This is a genomic window from Bradyrhizobium sp. TM239, assembly GCF_036247985.1.
Lineage (GTDB): Bacteria > Pseudomonadota > Alphaproteobacteria > Rhizobiales > Xanthobacteraceae > Bradyrhizobium > Bradyrhizobium ottawaense.
Window position 1 is genome coordinate 403,130 of record NZ_BTIR01000008.1, and the last position, 20,272, is coordinate 423,401.

14 protein-coding genes are annotated in these 20,272 nt (G+C 64.8%); 7 read left to right on the plus strand and 7 right to left on the minus strand.

The genetic code is table 11. The annotated features are described in order from the left end of the window. Positions 1-9: 9 nt before the first annotated feature. The 4 genes from AABA84_RS15665 to AABA84_RS15680 all read left to right on the plus strand — a co-directional run bounded on the left by AABA84_RS15665 (position 10) and on the right by AABA84_RS15680 (position 6,840). The gene (locus AABA84_RS15665) at positions 10-2,004 is read left to right on the plus strand and encodes a primary-amine oxidase (protein ID WP_338312455.1); all 1,995 of its coding nucleotides are present in this window, start codon (positions 10-12) and stop codon (positions 2,002-2,004) included. Between the two features lie 583 nt (positions 2,005-2,587). Continuing rightward, complete coding sequence (locus AABA84_RS15670; RefSeq protein ID WP_338312456.1) at positions 2,588-4,576, plus strand: TonB-dependent siderophore receptor; 1,989 nt, start codon at positions 2,588-2,590, stop codon at positions 4,574-4,576. 61 nt (positions 4,577-4,637) lie between these two features. Further along, a complete protein-coding gene (fsrB, locus tag AABA84_RS15675) occupies positions 4,638-5,927 on the plus strand; it encodes a siderophore utilization protein FsrB (protein ID WP_338312457.1) in 1,290 nt (429 codons plus the stop codon). 85 nt (positions 5,928-6,012) lie between these two features. Continuing rightward, complete coding sequence (locus AABA84_RS15680; protein ID WP_338312458.1) at positions 6,013-6,840, plus strand: hypothetical protein; 828 nt, start codon at positions 6,013-6,015, stop codon at positions 6,838-6,840. A gap of 8 nt (positions 6,841-6,848) precedes the next feature. On the opposite strand, the gene AABA84_RS15685 is transcribed toward AABA84_RS15680, so the two are convergent. The 7 genes from AABA84_RS15685 to AABA84_RS15715 are packed head-to-tail and all read right to left on the minus strand — an operon-like array spanning position 6,849 to position 15,722. After that, entirely contained in the window at positions 6,849-7,844 is a 996-nt protein-coding gene (locus AABA84_RS15685) for an FAD:protein FMN transferase (protein WP_212249405.1), read from the minus strand. Continuing rightward, positions 7,841-8,413 (minus strand): nitrous oxide reductase accessory protein NosL, encoded by a 573-nt coding sequence (locus AABA84_RS15690; RefSeq protein ID WP_338312459.1) that lies wholly within the window; start codon positions 8,411-8,413, stop codon positions 7,841-7,843. The genes AABA84_RS15685 and AABA84_RS15690 overlap by 4 nt, the downstream gene beginning before the upstream one ends. Beyond that, positions 8,410-9,237, minus strand: coding sequence for an ABC transporter permease (locus tag AABA84_RS15695; protein ID WP_338309220.1), 828 nt, complete (start codon positions 9,235-9,237; stop codon positions 8,410-8,412). The genes AABA84_RS15690 and AABA84_RS15695 overlap by 4 nt, the downstream gene beginning before the upstream one ends. Continuing rightward, positions 9,234-10,154: an ABC transporter ATP-binding protein gene (locus AABA84_RS15700; protein ID WP_028144649.1), complete on the minus strand. Its 921-nt coding sequence runs from the start codon at positions 10,152-10,154 to the stop codon at positions 9,234-9,236. Before AABA84_RS15700 ends, AABA84_RS15695 begins: the two co-directional genes overlap by 4 nt. Next, a complete protein-coding gene (locus AABA84_RS15705) occupies positions 10,151-11,506 on the minus strand; it encodes a nitrous oxide reductase family maturation protein NosD (protein WP_338312460.1) in 1,356 nt (451 codons plus the stop codon). Before AABA84_RS15705 ends, AABA84_RS15700 begins: the two co-directional genes overlap by 4 nt. Before the next feature lie 24 nt (positions 11,507-11,530). After that, on the minus strand, positions 11,531-13,477 hold the full coding sequence (gene nosZ, locus AABA84_RS15710) for a TAT-dependent nitrous-oxide reductase (protein ID WP_338309218.1): 1,947 nt from the start codon (positions 13,475-13,477) through the stop codon (positions 11,531-11,533). Positions 13,478-13,499: 22 nt separating this feature from the next. After that, positions 13,500-15,722 (minus strand): 4Fe-4S binding protein, encoded by a 2,223-nt coding sequence (locus tag AABA84_RS15715; RefSeq protein WP_338312461.1) that lies wholly within the window; start codon positions 15,720-15,722, stop codon positions 13,500-13,502. A gap of 250 nt (positions 15,723-15,972) precedes the next feature. Between AABA84_RS15715 and AABA84_RS15720 the strand changes: the two genes are divergently transcribed. The 3 genes from AABA84_RS15720 to AABA84_RS15730 all read left to right on the plus strand — a co-directional run bounded on the left by AABA84_RS15720 (position 15,973) and on the right by AABA84_RS15730 (position 20,270). Next, the gene (locus tag AABA84_RS15720; RefSeq protein ID WP_338312546.1) at positions 15,973-16,848 is read left to right on the plus strand and encodes a ferritin-like domain-containing protein; all 876 of its coding nucleotides are present in this window, start codon (positions 15,973-15,975) and stop codon (positions 16,846-16,848) included. Positions 16,849-17,331: 483 nt separating this feature from the next. Beyond that, complete coding sequence (locus AABA84_RS15725; protein ID WP_338309216.1) at positions 17,332-18,363, plus strand: TRAP transporter substrate-binding protein; 1,032 nt, start codon at positions 17,332-17,334, stop codon at positions 18,361-18,363. A gap of 17 nt (positions 18,364-18,380) precedes the next feature. Further along, the gene (locus tag AABA84_RS15730) at positions 18,381-20,270 is read left to right on the plus strand and encodes a TRAP transporter large permease (RefSeq protein ID WP_338312462.1); all 1,890 of its coding nucleotides are present in this window, start codon (positions 18,381-18,383) and stop codon (positions 20,268-20,270) included. The last annotated feature ends 2 nt before the right edge of the window (positions 20,271-20,272 follow it).

Below are 20,272 nucleotides of genomic sequence, written 5' to 3' on the forward strand. Positions count from 1 at the left end.
GACATCCCCATGCTCGATACCGTCAAAGCCAAATCGCAAGCAGAGACCGCGACGCCGCATCCGCTCGATCCGCTGACGACCGAGGAGATCACCGCCGCCTGCACGCTGGTGCGCGCCGACGTGATCTCGCCGGAGAACTGCCGCTTCCCGACGGTGCGGCTGGAGGAGCCGACCAAGCAGGAGCTAGCCGCAGGCAGCGCAGGGCGCCGCGCCTTCACGTTGACGCTGGACATCACCACGGGTGAGGCGATCGAGCACATCGTCGATCTCACCCGCAATGAGATCATGGCGCGAAAAGTCATTCCGAACCGCGAGGCGCCCTACGGGCAGCCGCCGGTCATGCTGGAAGAATTCTTCAAGTGCGAGGCCGTGGTGAAGGCCGATCCCGGCTGGCGGGCGGCGATGGTGCGGCGCGGGCTTTCCGACAAGGACATCGAGCTGGTCCAGGTCGATCCGTTCTCGTCGGGTTTCTTCGACAAGGAGTTCGAGCGCGGCGCCCGTATCGTGCGTGCCGTCAGCTATTTTCGCGAGCACCTCCAGGACAACGGCTATGCGCACCCGATCGAGGGCGTGGTCGCTGTCGTCGACCTGATCGGCGGCAAGGTCATCGACCTCACGGATGAGGATCCGATCGTGCCGATTCCGCGCAGGAAGCGGAACTACGGCGCGCATGAGGTGACCAATCCGCGCACCGACATCAAGCCGCTGCATATCGAGCAGCCGGAAGGTGCGAGCTTCAAGGTCGACGGCTGGAAGGTCGACTGGCAGAAATGGAGCTTTCGCGTCGGCTTCACGCCGCGCGAGGGCCTCGTGCTGCATCAGCTCGCCTACCAGGACGGCGCGCGCAAGCGCTCACTGATCCATCGCGCCAGCGTCACCGAGATGGTGGTACCTTACGCCGATCCGACCGCGAACCATTTCTGGAAGTCGGCGTTCGATGCCGGCGAATACGGCCTCGGCATGCTCGCGAACGCGCTCGAGCTCGGCTGCGACTGTCTCGGCAACATCCGCTATTTCGACGTCCCGGCCGCGGACAGCAAGGGCGAGCCCTTCGTCATGCAGAACGCCATCTGCATGCATGAGGAAGATTACGGGATCGCCTGGAAGCACTATGAGTTCCGCAACGGCCTGTTCGAGGTCCGCCGCTCGCGGCGGCTCGTGATCTCGTTTTTCGCGACCGTCGGCAATTACGATTACGGCTTCTACTGGTATCTCTACCAGGACGGCACGATCCAGCTGGAGACCAAGCTCACCGGCATCATCCAGACCGCCGCCGTGCCATCAGGCGAGACGTACAAATGGGGCGGCATGGTCGACGACAATCTGGGCGGACCGACGCACCAACACTTCTTCAACGTCCGCCTGCACATGGATCTCGACGGCGGCGGCAATACCGTCACCGAGCACGATTTCGTGCCGCGGCCCTGGGGTGAGGACAATCCGCACGGCAACGTCTTCGACACCACGACGCGGGTGTTGTCGCGCGAGCATGACGCGGCGGGCATCGCCAATGGCCAAACCGGCCGGTTCTGGAAGATCAGCAATCCCAACGAGACCAACTCGGTCGGCAATGCTCCGGCCTACAAGCTCGTCGTCAATCCGAGCCCGCTGATGCTGGCGCGGGAGGGCAGTTACGTGCGCAAGCGCGGCGGCTTCGCGACCAAGCATGTATGGGTGACTGCATTCGATCCGGCCGAGAAATACGCAAGCGGCGACTATCCCAACGTCCATGCCGGCGGCGATGGCCTGCCGCGCTATGCCGCGAAGGACCGCAATATCGAGAATGCCGATATCGTGGTGTGGCACTCGTTCGGCCACACCCATGTCTGCAAGCCCGAGGACTTTCCGATCATGCCGGTGGAATATGCCGGCTTCCTGCTGAAGCCGACCGGCTTTTTCGCCGCCAATGCGGCCGGCGACATCCCGCCGGACCGCAACAGCCGCAGCGTGATGGCACACGAGAAGGGCGCCCCCGCGACCTGTTGTCACGCGGACCGGGCGTAACCATCAACGGCTTGCGCCTTCGGCTTCGGTCGCAACTCTATTGCGCGATGCAGCCGTCGCTTGCGGTCGCGTTTCGAACAGACTCGCGATCTCAGTCTGGAAATATTCCAATTCTAAAGAAGCGACGTCGCAGCGCGCGTGAGCGCATTCGTCGCACATGCTGCTCGCATGTCTGGAGAAATTCTAACGCCGTTCCTATCGCACTCCGAAATCGCCTGAGTTAGGGCGAGGCATCAAGAACGATACCGGCGAAGCCGGCAGTGCGTGGGGCATAAAAGACGTGACCGACTTCCAACCTTTTTCGCGTGAGCACTTGCGTCATCGACAGATTCGCATGCTGCTCCTCGGAGCGGTCAGTACGCTCTCCCTCGCCATGCCCTTCGGTTCCGTGCAAGCCCAAACGCAAATTCCCGCTGTCACCGTCGATGCGCCGGTTCAGCGCGCCCGTCCTGCGGCGGTTGCTTCGTCGCGAAGGGCGGCGACACGCACCTCTCGCGCCAATCGTCGCTCTCCCGCGCAGCCAGCCGCGCCAACCCAGTCGGCATCGTCGAACGGCGCGACGGGCGAACGTGCCAATGGTCCGGTGCGCGGTTTCGTCGCCACGCGAAGCGGCACGGCCACCAAGACCGATACACCGCTGATCGAAACCCCGCAGTCGGTCTCCGTCGTCACCACCGACCAGGTCAGGAATCAGGGCGCGGTCTCGATCGGCGAGGCGCTGCGCTACACCGCCGGTGTCAGCGGCGACGTCAATGGCGGCTCGGACACCCGCTTCGGCGCTCTGCAGATCCGCGGCTTCGACACGACCATGTCGGGCCTCTATGTCGACGGCCTGCGGATTCCCTCCAGCAATTACGTGCACTTCAACGGCCTCGATCCCTACGGGGCCGAGCGCCTGGAGGTGCTCAAGGGCCCGTCATCGGCGATGTATGGCGGCAGCGGCACCGGCGGCATCCTCAACTACGTGACCAAGCTGCCGACGGCGCAGCAGTTCGGCGAGGTCTCGATCTCCGGCGGCAGCTTCAACCGCTATCAGGGCCAGTTCGACATGGGCGGTCCCGCCAACAAGGAAGGCACCGTGCTGTGGCGCCTCACCGGCGTCGTCCGCGACGGCGAGACCCAGGTCGACTTCACCAAGGACAACCGCGTCTTCATCGCGCCCGCCGTCACGTTCAAGCCAAACGAAGACACCACCATCACGCTGCTGGCCAACTACCAGCGTGACCGGGCAGGGTGGGGGCTGCAGTTCCTGCCGGCCTCGGGCACGGTGTGGCCGAACAACGGCCGCACCATTCCGGTCTCGTTCTTCGCGGGCGTGCCGAGCTTCAACGCGTTCAACACCGAGATTGCGACCGCCGGCTACCAGCTGTCGCACAACTTCACCGACAACATCACGTTCCGGCAGAATTTGCGCTACGCCTATCAGCACAACGAGGAGAAGGTGTTTTACGGCGGCGGCTATACCAACGAGGCCGCGGGGCAGCTCGCGCGCTTCGGCAGCTACAGCAACTCCTACATCAACTCCTTCGCGGTGGACAACCAGCTCCAGGGCAAGTTCACCACCGGCATCCTCAGCCACACCACGCTGGTTGGCGTCGACTACCGCAACACGACGTTCCGCGACACCGCCTTCGCCGTCACGACGTCGGCGCCCGAGATCAACGTCTTCAACCCGGTCTACAGCTACGACTGGACCATCGGCGGCATGAGTGACAACACCGGCGTCAAGCAGTCGCAGGTCGGCCTCTATGCGCAGGATCAGATCAAGCTCGGCCGGCTGTCGCTCCAGCTCGGCGGGCGCCAGGATTTCGTGACGACGCAGGTCGACAGCGGTATCTCGAACACCTCGGTCTCGAAAGATGCGTCGGCTTTCACCGGCCGCGCCGCATTGATGTACAATTTCGACAACGGCATCGCACCCTATTTCAGCTATTCCGAGTCGTTCCTGCCGGTGCTCGCGACCGGTGCATCCGGACAGATGCTCAATCCCGAGACCGGCGTTCAGTATGAGGTCGGCGTCAAGTACCAGCCACTCGGCTGGAATGCGCTGTTCACCTTCGCCGCCTTCGACCTGACACGCGACAACGTCGTCACCTACCCGCCGCCGCTCAACATTGCCGAACAGACCGGGCAGGTGAAATCCCGCGGCATCGAGCTCGAAGGCTCGATGTCGCTTGCCGATGGCTGGAACCTGCGCGCGGCCTATGCCTATGTCGATGCGATGGTCACGCAGGATCCGGTGAATGTCGGCAAGGCGCCGGTCACCGTGCCGCTCAACCGCGCCTCGCTGTGGAGCGACTACACGCTCCAGAGCGGACTGCTCGCAGGCCTGCAGTTCGGCGGCGGCATCCGTTATGTCGGCGCGACCTGGGGCGATGATGCCAACACCTTCAAGGTAGGATCGGCGACCGTCCTGGACGCGCTGCTCGCCTACACCAGGGACAATTGGCGCTTGTCGCTGAACGTCACCAATCTTGCCGACACGCGCTATGTCGCCGCCTGCTACAGCCTGTCCGGCTGCTTCTACGCGGAGGGACGGAAAGCCATCGGCAAGCTGACTTACCGATGGTGAGTTCATTCTGAGGACGGTCCAGGTAAAGGCGAGCCGGACCGCTTGATGAGAGTTGACGACCATGAGAGCGATATTCGGCAGGCTGCATCGCTGGGCGGGATTGCTCACGGCCGGCTTCCTGTTCTTCTCCGGCATCACCGGCGCGATCATCTCCTGGGATCACGAGATCGACGACGTCCTGAACGGCCATCTGTTCGACGTCAGCAGCAAAGGCCCGGCGATCCCCTCGATCGAGCTCGCAGGGATGATCGAGCAGCGCGATCCCCGTGCGCGCGTCGTCTACCTCTTCATGACGCCGGAGCAGGGCCACTCGCTGTGGTTCTTCGTCATGCCGCGGATCGATCCGGCGACCGGCAAGCGCTACGGCCTCGACTACAATCAGGTGTTCCTCGATCCCAACACCGGCGCGGAGCTGGGCCGGCGCTATTGGGGCGCGGTCTGGCCAGTCTCGCGCGAAAACTTCGTCTCGTTTCTCTACAAGCTGCACTACACGATGCACATTCCGGAGTTCTGGGGCAGCGACCGCTGGGGCATGCGCGTGCTCGGCGTGATCGCCATCATCTGGACCATCGATTGCTTCGTCGGCTTCTATCTGACGCTGCCCTCGCGCCGGCGCGCCAAGGCGGCGCGGGCGCCTGCCGTCACGCGCCAGCTCGACCGCGGCTTCTGGGCGCGATGGGCGCCGGCCTGGACCATCAAGACCTCCGGCAGCGCCTACCGGATCAATTTCGACATCCACCGCGCCTTCAGTCTCTGGACCTGGGGCGTGCTGTTCGTCATCGCCTTCACGGCGTTCTCGCTGAACCTCTATTTCGAGGTGTTCTCGCCGCTGATGAAGATGGTCTCGAACTACACGCCGACACCCTATGAGCAGCGGCCTTATCGCGATCTCGACGATCCCATCGAGCCCAAAGTCAGCTTCGCCGACATCGCCGCACGCGCCGCGGCCGACGGCAAGGCGCGGGGATGGACGATCCCGGTCGGCTCGATCAATTACGGCCCTGCCCATGGCGTCTATGCCGCCGCCTTCTTCCACCCCGGTGACGACCACGGCGCCGGCGGCGTCGGCCCGGCGCAGCTCTATTACGACAGCGAGGACGGCCGCCCGATCGGCGAACGGCTGCCCTGGGTCGGTACCGCCGCCGACATCTTCGTCCAGGCGCAGTTTCCGCTGCATTCGGGCCGCATCGTCGGACTGTTCGGCCGCATCCTGATCTCGATCATGGGCCTGGTGGTGGCGGCACTCTCGGTCACCGGCGTCGTGATCTGGTGGCGCAAGCGCCGCGCCCGCGTCCGCGTGCGCGCGACCGCGGCGATGCGGTTGGATCGGCAGCTGACGCCGGCGGAGTAGGGTCCCGTACGGGTCGTTGCGGATGAACCTTCCCGCCTGTAGCGGGCACAAAGACTGGAGATCGCTCCCAGTCCGCGGACATCGAATGAAATCGCTTGCCTTGCTCTGCCTGCTCGCCCTGGCGACGCCCGCCCATGCGGCCGCGCCGGAGCAGCACTATCTCGACCTGCGCGATCGCTACATCGCAAAATTCTCGAGTGCCAAGGAGAGCGACGAGATCTACAAGCAGCATGATGCGGCGCTCAAGGAGCTGGCAAGCGTGCTGCGCGGCCTGGTGGGACCGGTCACGATCAAGGGGCTTCCCGCAGACGGCAAGTCGAACGTCGACACGCTGTTCAAGAGTGATATCGGCTTCGGCCATCTCGACGGGCTCGGTTTCGCCTCCGAAGGCGACAAGATGCAGGCCGTGGTGACCACCACGGGGTTGCTCACGCACTGGCTACGCGAGCATCGCGCGGACGGCATGCCGCAGGACAGCGGCGCCGCGTTCAAGTCCGACCGTTTCTATTATCAGGCGATCCAGGACGCCGCCTTCGCCAAATATGTTGAGCTGCCGATCACAAGGCCCGCATCCGCGAGCGCTGCAGTCGCCGTGCTCGGCCTGCGCGGCAATGGCGGGCTCAAGGGAGCGCCGGATGAAATCGACGTCGTCGCGATCAAGGGCGATAAGGTCTACTTCCTCGCCACATCGGACGCGTTAAAGACCGCTGAAATCCCGGCCTGCGAACGGGTGTGGAAGCAGATGATGGCGAAACCCGTCAACAAGAAGGACCCGCGCGGCGACATGGCCCGCGAGGATCAGGCCATGGACGCCTACACGAAATGCTTCGCCAAGGAAGCGCCGAGCCAGAGCTGGTACGCAGCGGCCGTGAAGAAGGCGCAGAGCCAGTTGGAGCTGCTGCCGCTGCGGTAGCGCGCAGGTTACGCCGACAATTCGACCGATCGGCCGGCCCCGTCGATCAGGTGCACGCGGTCGATGTCGACATGCGGCAAGAGCGATCGAATCTCGTCTTCCGAGATCAGGCTGAACGCCGTCGACAATGCGTCCGCGGCGGTCGCGCAACGGGACACGGTCGTCACGCTGCGATAGCGGTGGGCGCAGCCGCCTGATCGGGGATCGAACAAATGGTTGAAGCGCGCCCTGGGGTCGAACTGGAAGCCGTAGCCGCCCGAGGTGGACACGGCGCGGTCGACGATCGGCAGCACCGTTTTCGTGCGGTCCACAATGTCGGGATCGGCGATGCCGATCTCCCAGGGCCGTCCATCCGGACGCGTGCCGATCGCGCGGGGCTCGCCCATGTCGACCAGGCTGCGAGAGATGCCGTGCGCCCGCAGCAGCTCGACCACCTTGTCCGTGACGTAGCCTTGCGCGATTCCGTTCAGGGTGACGGTCATGCCTTTGGGCATCACGATCCGGTCGCGGCTGATCGTCAGCCGACTGCTGCCGATCCGCGCGAGCGCGGTCTGGACCTCGGCTGCCGCAGGACCGGCCGGATCCGCGTCATCTTGACCGAAGTGGCGGGCATAAAGCTCCCACAGCGGCTGCACCGTGACATCGAACAGACCGCCCGTCACCGTGGAATAGTGCTGCGAGGTCGACAGCAGATCGACCATTTCGGCGGCGGGATCGATCAGGACACCGGTCCGGTTCAGCTCGACCAGGGCGGAATCGTTCAGGTAAAGGCTGAACAGCCGCTCGAGCCGTCGCGCCTCGGCGCAGGCCAGCGAGATCAGCCGCTCCGCCCGGCTGCGGTCTTCGTCATGGATCTCCATCGTGGCGACCGCGCCCAGCATCGTGCCACGCCAGGTCACCGGCGCGACCTCCGCACGAGCGGGATGTCCTGGGGACAGCGCGCCGAGGCCCGCTGCCGCTGCGCTGATCCGGATGAAGCGTCGGCGCGTCAGTGCTCGCGTCATGGCGTCCTCCTCGGTCGTTCGCCCGGCGGGGCTTCGGCCGCTTCGCCGGCCGCAGCGGCGCCGGTGACATTCGCCGACGTCAAGACATAGTCGCGGGGTACGTCGTCGAAGCCGACGATCCTGCCGCCGTTTTCTCCGATGAACTTCTCCGCCGCCGCGCGGTCCGAGAACGGAACGGCCTCGTCGCCGCCCATGCCGCTCTTGAGCCGGCTCTCGATCACGAACAGCGCCTTGCGCGCCTCGATCCAGTTGTCGGCGCCGGGCTTGGCCCAGTCAGGCGCCTTGCCCATGTCGGACACGTAGATCGCCTGGATGTCCTTGGGCTCGTCCGGCAGCATGGTGAAGGCGATTGTGTCCCGCACCGACGAGAACCACACGGGCTCCATGAGGCTCGCGGCGAAGATATGGCCCTTCGGTCCCGGGTGCTCGAGCACGTTCATGCCGCAGTAATGGCCGATGTCTTCGGCGGTCATCCGATGCGGCGGCGGGATCTTCGCGGCCTGCTTCTCATTGCAGCCCGCCAGCGCGAGCGGCAAGAACAAGGCGAAGAGGATCGTTCGGCGCCTCATAGCTCCCTCCGCGAGAAGGCGAGCGCGGCCAGCCCCAGCGGCAGCAGCGTCCAGCAGAGCAGGGCGGTCAGAAGGACCGGTATCGTCAGGGACGTGGTTTGGGCGAGGCCAGCCATGCCGGCGAAGGTGCTGACATTGGCGAAACCGGTCAGGTTGATGAGCCGATAGGCGTCGGTCGGATTCGACAGCAGCAGGGCGTTGAGCACGCTCGCCGAGATGCTGCGTCCCTGATCGAGCGCAAGCACGCCCAGCAGCGCCATGTCGTAGATCAGCACGAGCAGCAGCCACAATCCGATGCAGATGCCGGCCGCCGTTCCACGGTCGCGCACGAGCGCGCTGACCAGATATCCAATGGCGACGAAAGCGGCGCCGAGCAGCACGGAGGAGCCCACCATCGCCGCGAACGCGAGAAAACTATCGCGATCAATCTGGCTGCCCGTCGCTGCCAGCACTCCCACCGCCGCGCCGTAGCCGAGGCAGGTCGCAAAGGCGAGGACGGCGAGGTGGCCCAAGAACTTGCCGAGCAGCACCTGCCATCGCGCGACCGGATAGCTCAGCAGCAACAGCATCGTCCCCCGTTCCATCTCGCCGACGATGGCGTCATGGGAGATCAGAAGCGCGATGAGCGGAACGAGAAAGATCGTCAGGCTCGACAGGCTGACGACGACCACGTCCAGCGTGCGGACGCCCACGTTCCCGGTCGGCGCGCTGCCGAGAAAGGTCAGTGACAGGGCAAGCCCGGCGAGCAGGAGCGTTGCGGCAAGCACCCAGCGATTGCGGATGGCCTGGTGGACTTCCTTGGCGGCGATGATCAGGACATTCATGGCGCCTGCTCCGATTGCCGGAGGAAATGAGCATAGAGCTCGTCGAGGGTTGGCGGGACCACGTCGACGTCCTCGACCGAATTGCCGGCGGCCGTCGCACGATGCAGAAGCTCGATCTTCCGCTCCGGCGCGGCGTCGATCTCGACGATGTGGCCGTTCAAACGACGGCAGGCCACGTCCTTGGGCGCCCAGGGCGGCATCTCGCTCGGGGCGAGGCCAGCCACCTTGAGTCGGATCCTGGTGGGCAGGCGGGCGAGACGACGCAGCTCGTCGATCGATCCGTCCGCGACCTTGATGCCGCGGTTCATGATGATGACCCGGCCGGCGCGCTCCTCGAGCTCGGTCAGCGCATGCGACGACAGCAGCACGGTCGCGCCCGCAGCGGAGAGCCGGGCGATGATGTCGTAGAAGGTCTGGCGCAGCTCCGGATCGAGACCGGTGGTCGGCTCGTCCAGCAGCAACACGCGCGGCTCGCCAAGCAGCGCCTGCGCGAGCCCCAGCCGCTGACGCATGCCCTTGGAGTAGGTGCCGACCCGGCGGCGGCTGGCGGCTCCGAGGCCCACGGCGTCGAGCAGCTCCAGCGACTTTGCGACCGGCTCTCGCTTCAGCCTGGCGTAGAAGGCCTGGGTCTCGCGGCCGGTGAGGGCGGGGTCGAAGGAGACGTTTTCCGGCAGGTAGCCGAGCTGTCGTCGGCCCGCGAATTCGCCTGCGGCGGGATTGTCTCCGAGAACCTCGATGGCGCCGCTGGTCGGCCGGATCAACCCGAGCATGAGCTTCATGAGCGTAGTCTTGCCGGCGCCGTTGTGCCCGATCAAGGCGACCAGCTCGCCCTGGCCAAGCGTGAACGACGCACCGCGCACGGCCTCGACCCGGCCATATGCCTTGGTGACGTCGCTGACGCGTACCGTGCTGGTCATCGTGTTTCCTTCGCCGGGGTCCGCGGCGGCGACACCAGCGGATGGCTGTCGACCACGCCGCCCGGCAGCAGCGCGGGAAACTGTGCCTGCGCCCAGCGGATCACCTGGACGGCGGGGCTGTTGATCAGGACCTTCGCAGCCGGCGCCGTCCACAGCACGCGATCGATGAGGTCGTTCGGCCGGTACGCCGTGTCGGCGATACCGTCGCCGTTGAGGTCGAACGCCGGATTATCGCTCCAGTAATTGCCGCGCCCGCCGGTCGACCAGTCGAGGTGCCGGGTGCCGACATATTTCACCTGGTTGGCGTTGCCGACGAAGGCGTTGCCCGTGATTTCGTTGCCTTCGGAGCCGGCCGTGAAGTGCACGCCGATGGCGCAGCGTTCGAACCAGTTGTTGCGGAATTTGTTGTGATTGGTGTTGTAGATGAACACGCATTTCTCCGGGCCGCTCTTGAGAGTGGTCTCCCGTGCCTGCTGCGGAAGCATGCCTCGCTCGTCGGCGGGACCGTCCTCCGCACTCTGTGTCATCGCGCCGAGCGGGCCGCCCGTGACCCGGTTGTCCTCGATCTGGGCATAGTTCGCGTAGTTGAAGAGCATCCCATGGTCGCGATCGTGATCGGAGGAGTTGCCGCGGATCACCAGACGGTTCGAATACATGATGGCGTAGCCGACGTGGTTGCCGATCGAGACGTTGCCGCTCACCTCGCTGTCGTTGGTGTACATGTAATGGACGGCGAAGCGGACCTGCTCGAAGCGGTTGTTGATGAAGCGGTCCTTTCGGCTCGAAATCGTGAAGATGCCGTCGCGGCCGTAGCGGAACGTGTTGTCGGCGATGGTGACGTCGGGCGCATTCCACAGCGAGACGCCGTTGCCTGCCTCGCTGAGACGCCCGCCACGCAGTCCCTCGATCTCGTTGCGGACGACGCGCGAACCCTGGGCGCCGTGCACATAGACGCCGAACAGGTTTCCCACCAGCCGGTTGTCCTCGATCTTGGCGCGTTCTGCCGTCTTTTGCAGGAATATCCCGGAATTCATCTCCTGCAGGTCGCGGCCGGATGCCCGGATGGTCACGCCGCGGATTGTGACGTCGGGCGCAGTGACGGTGATGACGTTGCCGGAGCCGTCGCCGTCGAGCACCGCGCCTCGGCTCCCGACCAGCTGCAAGGGGCGGTCGATCCGGATCGCACCGTGATATTCGCCGGGCGCCAGCTGGACGACGTCGCCGGGGCGGGCGCCGTCCAGCACCGCCTGGAGCGGCCGGTCCGGCGCAGCCGTCAACGTCTCCGCACTGGCGAAGCCGGACAATCCGGCGGCGACCAGCGCCGCCGGAAACATGCGTAAGAGAAGACCCACGAGGTCGCTCCAATCAGACCGACGTCAAACCGACTTGGGTTCGACGAACATCCGGCCCTTCATCTCCATGTGCATGGCGTGGCAGAACCACGAGCAGTAGTACCAGTAGACACCCGCCTTGTCGGCCGTGAAGGTCACGGACGCCGTTGCCATCGGGCCGATCTCCATCTGGATGCCGTAGTTCACGATGCAGAAGCCGTGCGTCAGGTCTTCGACGGCGTCGATGTTGGTGACGAAGACGGTCACTTCGTCACCCTGCTTGACCTGGAACTGATCGAGGCCATAGGCGGGCGCGGTGGACGTCATGTAGACGCGCACCTTGTTGCCGTCGCGAATGATCTTCGAATCCGCCTCCAGATTGATGCCGTCCGCCTTGGCCTGCTTGACCGCATCGGCGAACATCGGATCCGCGCGATCGTAGATCGAGATCGGGTTGATCTTCGAGCGGTGGACGATGGTCGCGTCATGCGGCTCGGCGAAGCTCGGGCCGTCGTGCACCAGCTTCATCTGATCGCCCGAAATGTCGATCAGCTGGTCGTTCTCCGGCTTGAGCGGCCCGACGTTCAGGAAGCGGTCCTTCGAGAACTTGTTCAGCGAGATCAGCCACTTTCCATCGGCCTCCTTGGTCTGGCCCATCGAGGAATGGTTGTGACCCGGCTGATAGTGCACGTCGATCTTCTGGAGGATGGGATTGACCTTCTCACCCTTGAAGGCCCGCTTGGCGAGGTCGATGTTCCACTTGCAGACCTGGCTGTCGAGGAACAGCGTGGTGTAGGCGTTGCCCTTGCCGTCATAGGCAGTATGCAACGGTCCGAGTCCCAGCTCGGGCTCCGCGACGACGACGTCGCGCGGCTTGATCTTGTCGTCGAACAGATCGTCGAATTTGCGGACGTCCATCACGGTCACGGTCGGCGAGAGCTTTCCGGCCGCCACGATGTGGATTCCGTCCGGCGCCGTGTTCATGCCGTGCGGATTGTTCGAGACCGGAACGTAGCGGGTGTAGGCCGAGCCCTTGCGGCCGTCGATGACGGGCACGCCGTTCATCTCCTTGAAGTCGCCCTTCTTCACGGCCTCTTCGATCCGCTTGATGTTGAAGATGACGACCCAGTCCTGTTCGCTGGCGGTCATCTCGGCGAGCGTGACGCCTTCCTCGCCGTTGTAGCAGGTCGCGAAGCAGTACTTGCCCTGGTAGTCGGCGTCGACGTTGTCGAGGTTGCCGCTGACGATCACCTGCCAGGCCACCTTCATCGTTTCACCGTCGATCGCGCTGAAGATCGAGTGGTACTGCTTGGGATCGTCGAGGACCTTGCCGTCATTGGGCAGCGGCACGCCGTCCTCGCCGTTGGCGAACACATAGCCCGTGCGCGGATATTTCTGCAGACGCAGGCCGTGGACCGTGTGCTGGTTCGGCAGCTCGACGATCTTGTCGCATTTCATGATGTCGAGCCGCACCCGCGCGACGCGGCTGTTGGCCTTGTCGTTCATGTAGGCATAGCGACCGTCATAGGTGCCGTCCGTGAACGAAATGTGGGGATGGTGGAGGTCGCCGTTCATGAACGTGCCGCCGCGATTCTTGAGGAATTCGCGGGTGGCGGGCTGCATGCCTTCGGTCAGAACCTTGAGGCTTTCATTGGTCTGGCCCCAGCCGGTGGCGCTGCAACGGTTGAACACCGGCACGCGCATCAGTTCGCGCATCGAGGGAAGGCCGATGATGCGCATCTCGCCGGACTGGCCGCTCGAGAAGAACACGTAGTATTCGTCGAGCTCTCCCGGCGCGACCTCGGTCTTCAGCACGGCCGACCTTGCCGCCGGCGCTTTCGGAGCTGCGTTCTTGGTCTGCGCGTCGGCAGACGAGACGAAGCCGCCGTCCTTCAGCGCCACTCCGCCCGCAAGGCCTACGCCCGCCGCAGCCGCCGTCGTTCCGAGCACTGCTCGCCGGCTGACGCCCTTTGCCTGTTCGTTTTCGCTCATGATTGCCTCCTCGGCTTTCGGTTCAGTTTGGTGGTGGAGTTGCGACGGGTGACGCCGCGACAGGCTTGCCCCCGGCGGTGATGACGGTCGCGGGACCCTTGCCGCCTGAGCGCATCGCGGGCGAGGACATCGCCGCGAATTTCTCGCGCTTGAGCCGCACCTGGATCATGTGCGGGCAGCGGTGATCGTCGTAATAGAGCTCCTGACAATGCATGCAGTAGATGCACTCATTGACGTTGATATGACCCTCGGGATGGATCGACTGCACCGGGCATTCCTTGGCGCAGCGTTGGCAGGGTGACCCGCATTCTTCCCAGCGGCGGAGCCATTCGAAGGTTCGGATGCGGCCGGGGATCGCGAGCGCGGCGCCGAGCGGGCAGAGGTAGCGGCAGAAGAAGCGTTCGATGAAGAGGCCGATGACGAGAAGGGCGACTGCGTAGGCCACGAACGGCCAGCTTCGCGAAAACTTCAGGATGATCGCGGTCTTGAACGGTTCGACCTCGGCGAACCGCTCGGCCATGTCGACGGAATAGAGCGACAGCCCGAACAGACCGAGGAAGATGATGTACTTGATCGGCCATAGCCGTTCGTGCAGCCCCCACGGCACCGTTATCTGCGGCACCTTCAGCCATTTCGCGGCCGTGTTGGTGAGCTCCTGCAGCGCGCCGAAGGGACACAGCCAGCCGCAGAACGGGCCGCGCCCCCAGAACAGAAGCCCGCCGGCCGTTGCAGCCCACAGAATGAAGATCAGCGGAGCGGCGAGGAAGAACTCCCAGCGAAAACCCGTCACCAGCGCATTGGTAAAGGTGACGACGTTGACGACGGAGAGCTGCGCGTTTGCGTACCAGCCGAGCCAGACCAGAACGAGGGCGAGATACCCCCGCCGCACCCAGGTGTAGAACACCGGGCGGCGCACGAGCAGATTCTGGAAGAAGAAGATGCCGGTGAGGGCGGCCAGCATGACCGCGGTGAAACCGATCGAGACCGTGCTCGACCGCCAGATCCGCATCCAGAGCGGCTCGTCCGCCTCCGGGGGCGGGGCGGCGGCAGCGGTGGCCTGCGAGGCTGGAGGCGCCGCGCTCTCCGGTACCGTCACCGCACGCTGCTCGCGGCGTATATAACCGTCGGGCAGGGCGTAGCCGAGATCGAAAGTCAGGAACGCCTTGTCGCGGCCGCCGAGGCTGCGCTGCACCAGCAGTTGGAGCTGCCACGGCTGCGTCGGATCCAGCGTGAATTCAGGCGGGGTGACGAACAGGCCGATTTCCCTGAACTCGGGCGCGCCAGCAGCGTCCAGTGCGCCAAGACGGGTGTGGTTGCGGTCGCGGAAGCGGGTGCTGTTGCCGTCCTGCAGGATTTCGATGCGATCGAAGATGCCGCCGCGGACATAGGCCGAACCCTTGAAGGAGTAGGGGCCGTTGCCGGCGACGACGATGGCCTGCTGCCCCGGCTTCAGGCTGTCCTTCAGCCGCTGATAGCCGTCCTCGCCGAGCAGGCTGCGGCCGATCGTGGGCGCGGTCACGAGCGCCACGTAGAGCTCGATAAAGGTATCGCTCGCCTCACCCGGTTCGGGATACTGGCCCGCGGCGGCGCTGCCGGACTTCGCAAAGGCGTCGTTGATGTCGCCGATGCCGAGATGAAGCCGGCGCACCGAGCCATCGCCGACGAGGCTCTCCCAGTCGCGCACGTCACTGCGCGCGAGATCGAGCGTCTTGACGACAGGGGGCAGGGCTGCCGAAGCCGCCGCACCGTCGCCGCCGCCGACGCGCCCGCTCCGGATGAGCTTGGACGCCGCACGGACGATACTGTCGCCCATCACCAGCACGGTGACGGTCGCGCCGCTCACGATGTCGACCTGCGGCGGCTTCTCGGCACCACTTGCGACCGGCTTCATGTCCTTGCCGATCAGGGCATTCATGGCGGCGACGATGCGGGGCTCGGGAATGCCGACCAGCACGATCGGCTCCTTGTGATCGACGAGCTTGATGCCGGTGATCACGCCCTTCGGGTCGATCCCGGCCAGCAAGTGAATCGGTTTGCCCGAGTACCCGACGGAATTCGCAAAATCGGAGTTGAGGAAGACAAATCCCTGGAGCTGGTCGCCGCGGTACACTGGTACGATGGGCGGATCGCCTTGCGGCGGGCCAAAACGGTCCGCATTCGGGAAAAATTCGGCAGGCGTAATCTTCGGCAGGTATGTCGGTAAGTCGCCGGCGGCGCACGCGGGCGAAATATAAGTCAGACACATCAGCAGCAAGCCTGCGAGCGCTAGCGCTGCACGCCTTGCGAAGGCGGTTTCGTCATCCGGTCGCTTCAACATATCGATTCAAATGCGATTTGCGCGACGGACAGAGGCGCGCGTGCCTTGATATCTTCTTCGATGATTTGTCGCCGCTGACATGCAACACTCATCGCGCGCGACTGACTCTGTCAACCCCGCTCTTGAGATTTGTGCGTGCGCGGAACCGGTTCAGAAATCTGCATGTGGAGTCCTCGGTATGCCATTCCTACGCACATCATTGCTCAGTGCTGAGCCCGCGGGTGTATTGGAGTCTCTCGACGAGCTCTTTGCGCTAGCGCATGCAATGGAGCAGGAAGCCGCCAACAGGTACGAATCACTCGCGCAAGACATGCGCGGGCAGGGCAAGGCTGATATCGCCGAGGTATTCACGCGACTTGCCGCCGCCGAGCGCGAGCACGTGGACAGCGTCACACAGTGGTCGCAATCGCGCCGCGGCAAGAGCCCGGATCCCGCTTTGGTCCGTTGGGAAGCGCCGGAAGCGCTTGCCCCGGAAGCTGCCGCCGAAGTCAAGACATCGCGGCTGATGACACCGTACCGCGCGCTCGCCATGGCGGTCCGCAACGAGGAGCGGGCCTTCGCATTCTGGTCCTATCTCGCCGCCTATTCCAAGGATCCTGACATCAAGAGAGCATCCGAGGCGATGGCCAGGGAAGAGCTCGGCCATGTCGCGACCCTGCGGAAGGAGAGGCGCCGCGCCTATCATCACGAGCACGAACGGAGCAGCGCCGACGCATCGACACCTCGGCCGCCGCAAATCGATGCGCGGCGGCTCGAGCTTCGCCTGATTGCTCAACTTGGCGATATCGAACAGCGCCTGAGTGGGCCGGCCGCGGTCCGGACACGGGACATGCGCCAACAGACGATCGCGATGGCCGACGCCGCCGCGGGCCTCGGCAGCTTTCCGGCCTCCATGGAACGAAAGGATCCACTGGAGATCGCGGAAGCCCTGGTCGACGGCTACCTCGACGGCGCCGAGCGGTCGAGCGACGCAGCCCACCTCGAAAGCATGCAGCACCTGGCCGAGCGCGCGATCTCGAGACTGGCCTGGCTGCGATCGCTTGCGGCGGAGTGACGCGCTTACGGCAACAATGCTACCGCACTTCAGAGCCGCATGGCCGCCCGGCCGGGGCAGTGGCCGCAGGTCCTTCGGCCACGGAACAGACGCACAGGTACGGCGATAGGCGCTCAGCTCAGGCGATCTGACTGGCAGGCCGCGTGCGGCCATAGCCCAATCCGTAATTCGCATAAGGTATATTATGGAATATCTTTATGTACAATCAGATCAGTTATTTAGACGGAATTCCTGTCACCACACCTTCGCCCTAGCGCGATTTTCGATCCGGGCTTCGACGTTGCCCCGGTTCTCGACGGCTACTGTGCATGGGGTTGTTTTTCAGATTTTGAATCCAGCCCATCTGACCGAAAGCCGATATTGCCGGGACCTCGTCCGGCTGCAATAAGCGAGGCCTCGCGAGATCGCAGATGACCTTCAGGCCTTCCGTCCGTATAGGTTTGCGTCTCAGAACAACAACAAACCTTCCGAGGAAGCAGACCCATGGTCTTTTCGACGCGCTTTTCCCGACGCACGCTTCTCAAGGCCTCCGCCGCGACCGCGGTCCTGGGCGGCATCGGTGCGCCCCATGTGGCCCGCGCAGAGAGCGCCGAGTTCACGTACAAGTACGCCAATAACCTGCCGGACACCCATCCGCTGAACGTCCGCGCCAAGGAGATGGCGGCGGCGATCAAGACTGAGACCAACGGCAAGTTCGACCTCCAGATCTTCCCGAACAACCAGCTCGGTTCCGACACCGACATGCTGAGCCAGATCCGCTCCGGCGGGGTCGAGTTCTTCACGCTGTCGGGCCTGATCCTGTCGACCCTGGTGCCGGCGGCGTCCATCAACGGCATCGGCTTCGCGTTCCCGGACTACGACACGGTCTGGAAGGCCATGGACGGCGACCTCGGCGCCCATGTCCGCGGTGAGATCAAGAAGGCCGGCCTCGAGGTCATGGACAAGATCTGGGACAACGGCTTCCGCCAGACCACCTCGTCGAGCAAGCCCGTCACCGGTCCCGACGACCTCAAGGGCTTCAAGATCCGCGTGCCGGTATCGCCGCTGTGGACCTCGATGTTCAAGGCGTTCGACGCGGCGCCCGCCTCGATCAATTTCAGCGAGGTCTATTCGGCGCTCCAGACCAAGATTGTCGAAGGCCAGGAGAACCCGCTGGCGATCATCTCGACCGCCAAGCTCTACGAGGTACAGAAATACTGTTCGCTGACCAACCACATGTGGGACGGCTTCTGGTTCCTGGCCAACCGCAGAGCCTGGGAAAAGCTGCCGCAGGACGTGCGCACCGTCGTCGCCAAGAACATCAATGCCGCCGCGGTCAAGGAGCGTGAGGACACCGCCAAGCTCAATGCCAATCTGCAGCAGGAGCTCGCGGCCAAGGGCCTGATCTTCAATCAGCCCACGGTGGCGCCGTTCCGCGACAAGCTGCGGACTGCCGGCTTCTATGCCGAGTGGAAGGGCAAGTATGGCGACCAGGCCTGGGATCTCCTGGAAAAGGCCGTCGGCAAGCTGTCGTAACGCGCGTTGGAGCCATCATGGCTCATGTCGGGGTCGATGTGACCGGAGTGGTGGGCGAGGCGGCGTTTCAGTCCCCTCGCCGATCTTCCGTGCTGGCTTCGGTCGAGCGCCTGCTCGGTCTCGTCGTCGAAATCCCGGCGGCGATCCTGGTCGTCGCCGAGATCGTGATCCTGTTCGCCGGCGTGGTCGCGCGCTACGGCCTGCACCGGCCGCTGATCTGGTCGGACGAGCTCGCCTCGATCCTGTTCTTGTGGCTCGCCATGCTGGGAGCGGCGGTTGCGTTCCGCCGCTCCGAGCACATGCGCATGACCGCGGTCGTCGCCAGCGCGAAACCTGCCATGCGGGCCTATCTCGATCTGGTCGCCACCTGCGCGGCGCTGGCGTTCCTGGTCCTGATCGTCTGGCCGTCCTGCGACTACGCCTATGAAGAGAGCTACATCACCACGCCGGCGCTCCAGATCTCCAATATGTGGCGCGCCGCCGCGCTGCCGGCCGGCATCAGCCTGATGGCGGCGTTTGCCTTGCTGCGGCTGCTGCGCGCGGCCGATTACCGGATCGTCGCAGCCGCCGTGCTCTCGGTCGCCGTCCTGGTCGGCCTGTTCTGGCTGGCGGAGCCATTGCTGCGGCCGCTCGGCAATCTCAACCTCGTCATCTTCTTCGTCGGCGTCGCCGGCTTCTGCGTCTTCGCCGGCGTTCCCATTGCCTTCGGGTTTGGCCTTGCGATCTACGGCTATCTCGCGCTGACGACGCGGACGCCGGTCATGGTGCTGGTCGGGCGGATGGACGAGGGCATGAGCCACCTCATCCTGCTGTCGGTGCCGCTGTTCGTGTTCCTGGGGCTCCTGATCGAGATGACCGGCATGGCGCGGGCCATGGTGGCGTTCCTGGCGAGCCTGCTCGGCCATGTCCGCGGCGGCCTGCATTACGTGCTGGTCGGCGCGATGTACCTGGTCTCGGGCATATCAGGCGCCAAGGCCGCGGACATGGCGGCCGTCGCGCCCGTGCTGTTTCCGGAGATGAAGCAGCGCGGCGCCAAGCCCGGCGATCTCGTCGCGCTTCTGGCAGCGACGGGAGCCCAGACCGAGACCATTCCGCCGAGCCTCGTGCTGATCACGATCGGCTCGGTGACGGGCGTCTCGATCGCCGCCCTGTTCACCGGCGGCCTCCTGCCCGGCGTCGTGCTCGCGATCACGCTCTGCATGCTGGTGTGGTGGCGCTACCGCCACGAGGACATGAGCCATGTCCGACGCGCCACGGGCGGCGAGATCGGCAAGACCTTCGTCATCGCCCTGCCCGCGCTCGCGCTGCCCTTCGTGATCCGCTACGCCGTGGTCGAGGGCATCGCGACCGCGACCGAGGTCTCCACCATCGGCATCGTCTATGGCTCCCTGGTCGGCCTCCTCGTCTACCGCCGGTTCGACTGGTCGCGGCTGTTTCCGATGCTGGTCGAGACCGCGGCGCTGTCGGGCGCCATCCTGCTGATCATCGGCACGGCGACCGGCATGGCCTGGGGCTTGACCCAATCGGGCTTCTCGCGCTCGCTGGCGGCGGCCATGACCGGATTGCCCGGGGGAGCGGCGACCTTCATCGCCGTATCGATCCTGGCCTTCACCATCCTCGGCAGCGTGCTGGAGGGCATCCCGGCGATCGTGCTGTTCGGCCCGCTGCTGTTTCCGATCGCCCGGGCCGTCGGCGTGCACGAGGTGCACTACGCGATGGTGATCATTCTCGCCATGGGTATCGGACTATTCGCCCCGCCCTTCGGCGTCGGCTATTATGCGGCCTGCGCCATCGGGCGCGTCGATCCGGCCGAGGGTATCCGGCCGATCTGGGGCTATCTGCTGGCGCTGCTGGTGGGATTGATCATCGTCGCGATCTTCCCCTGGATCTCGATCGGATTCCTTTGAGG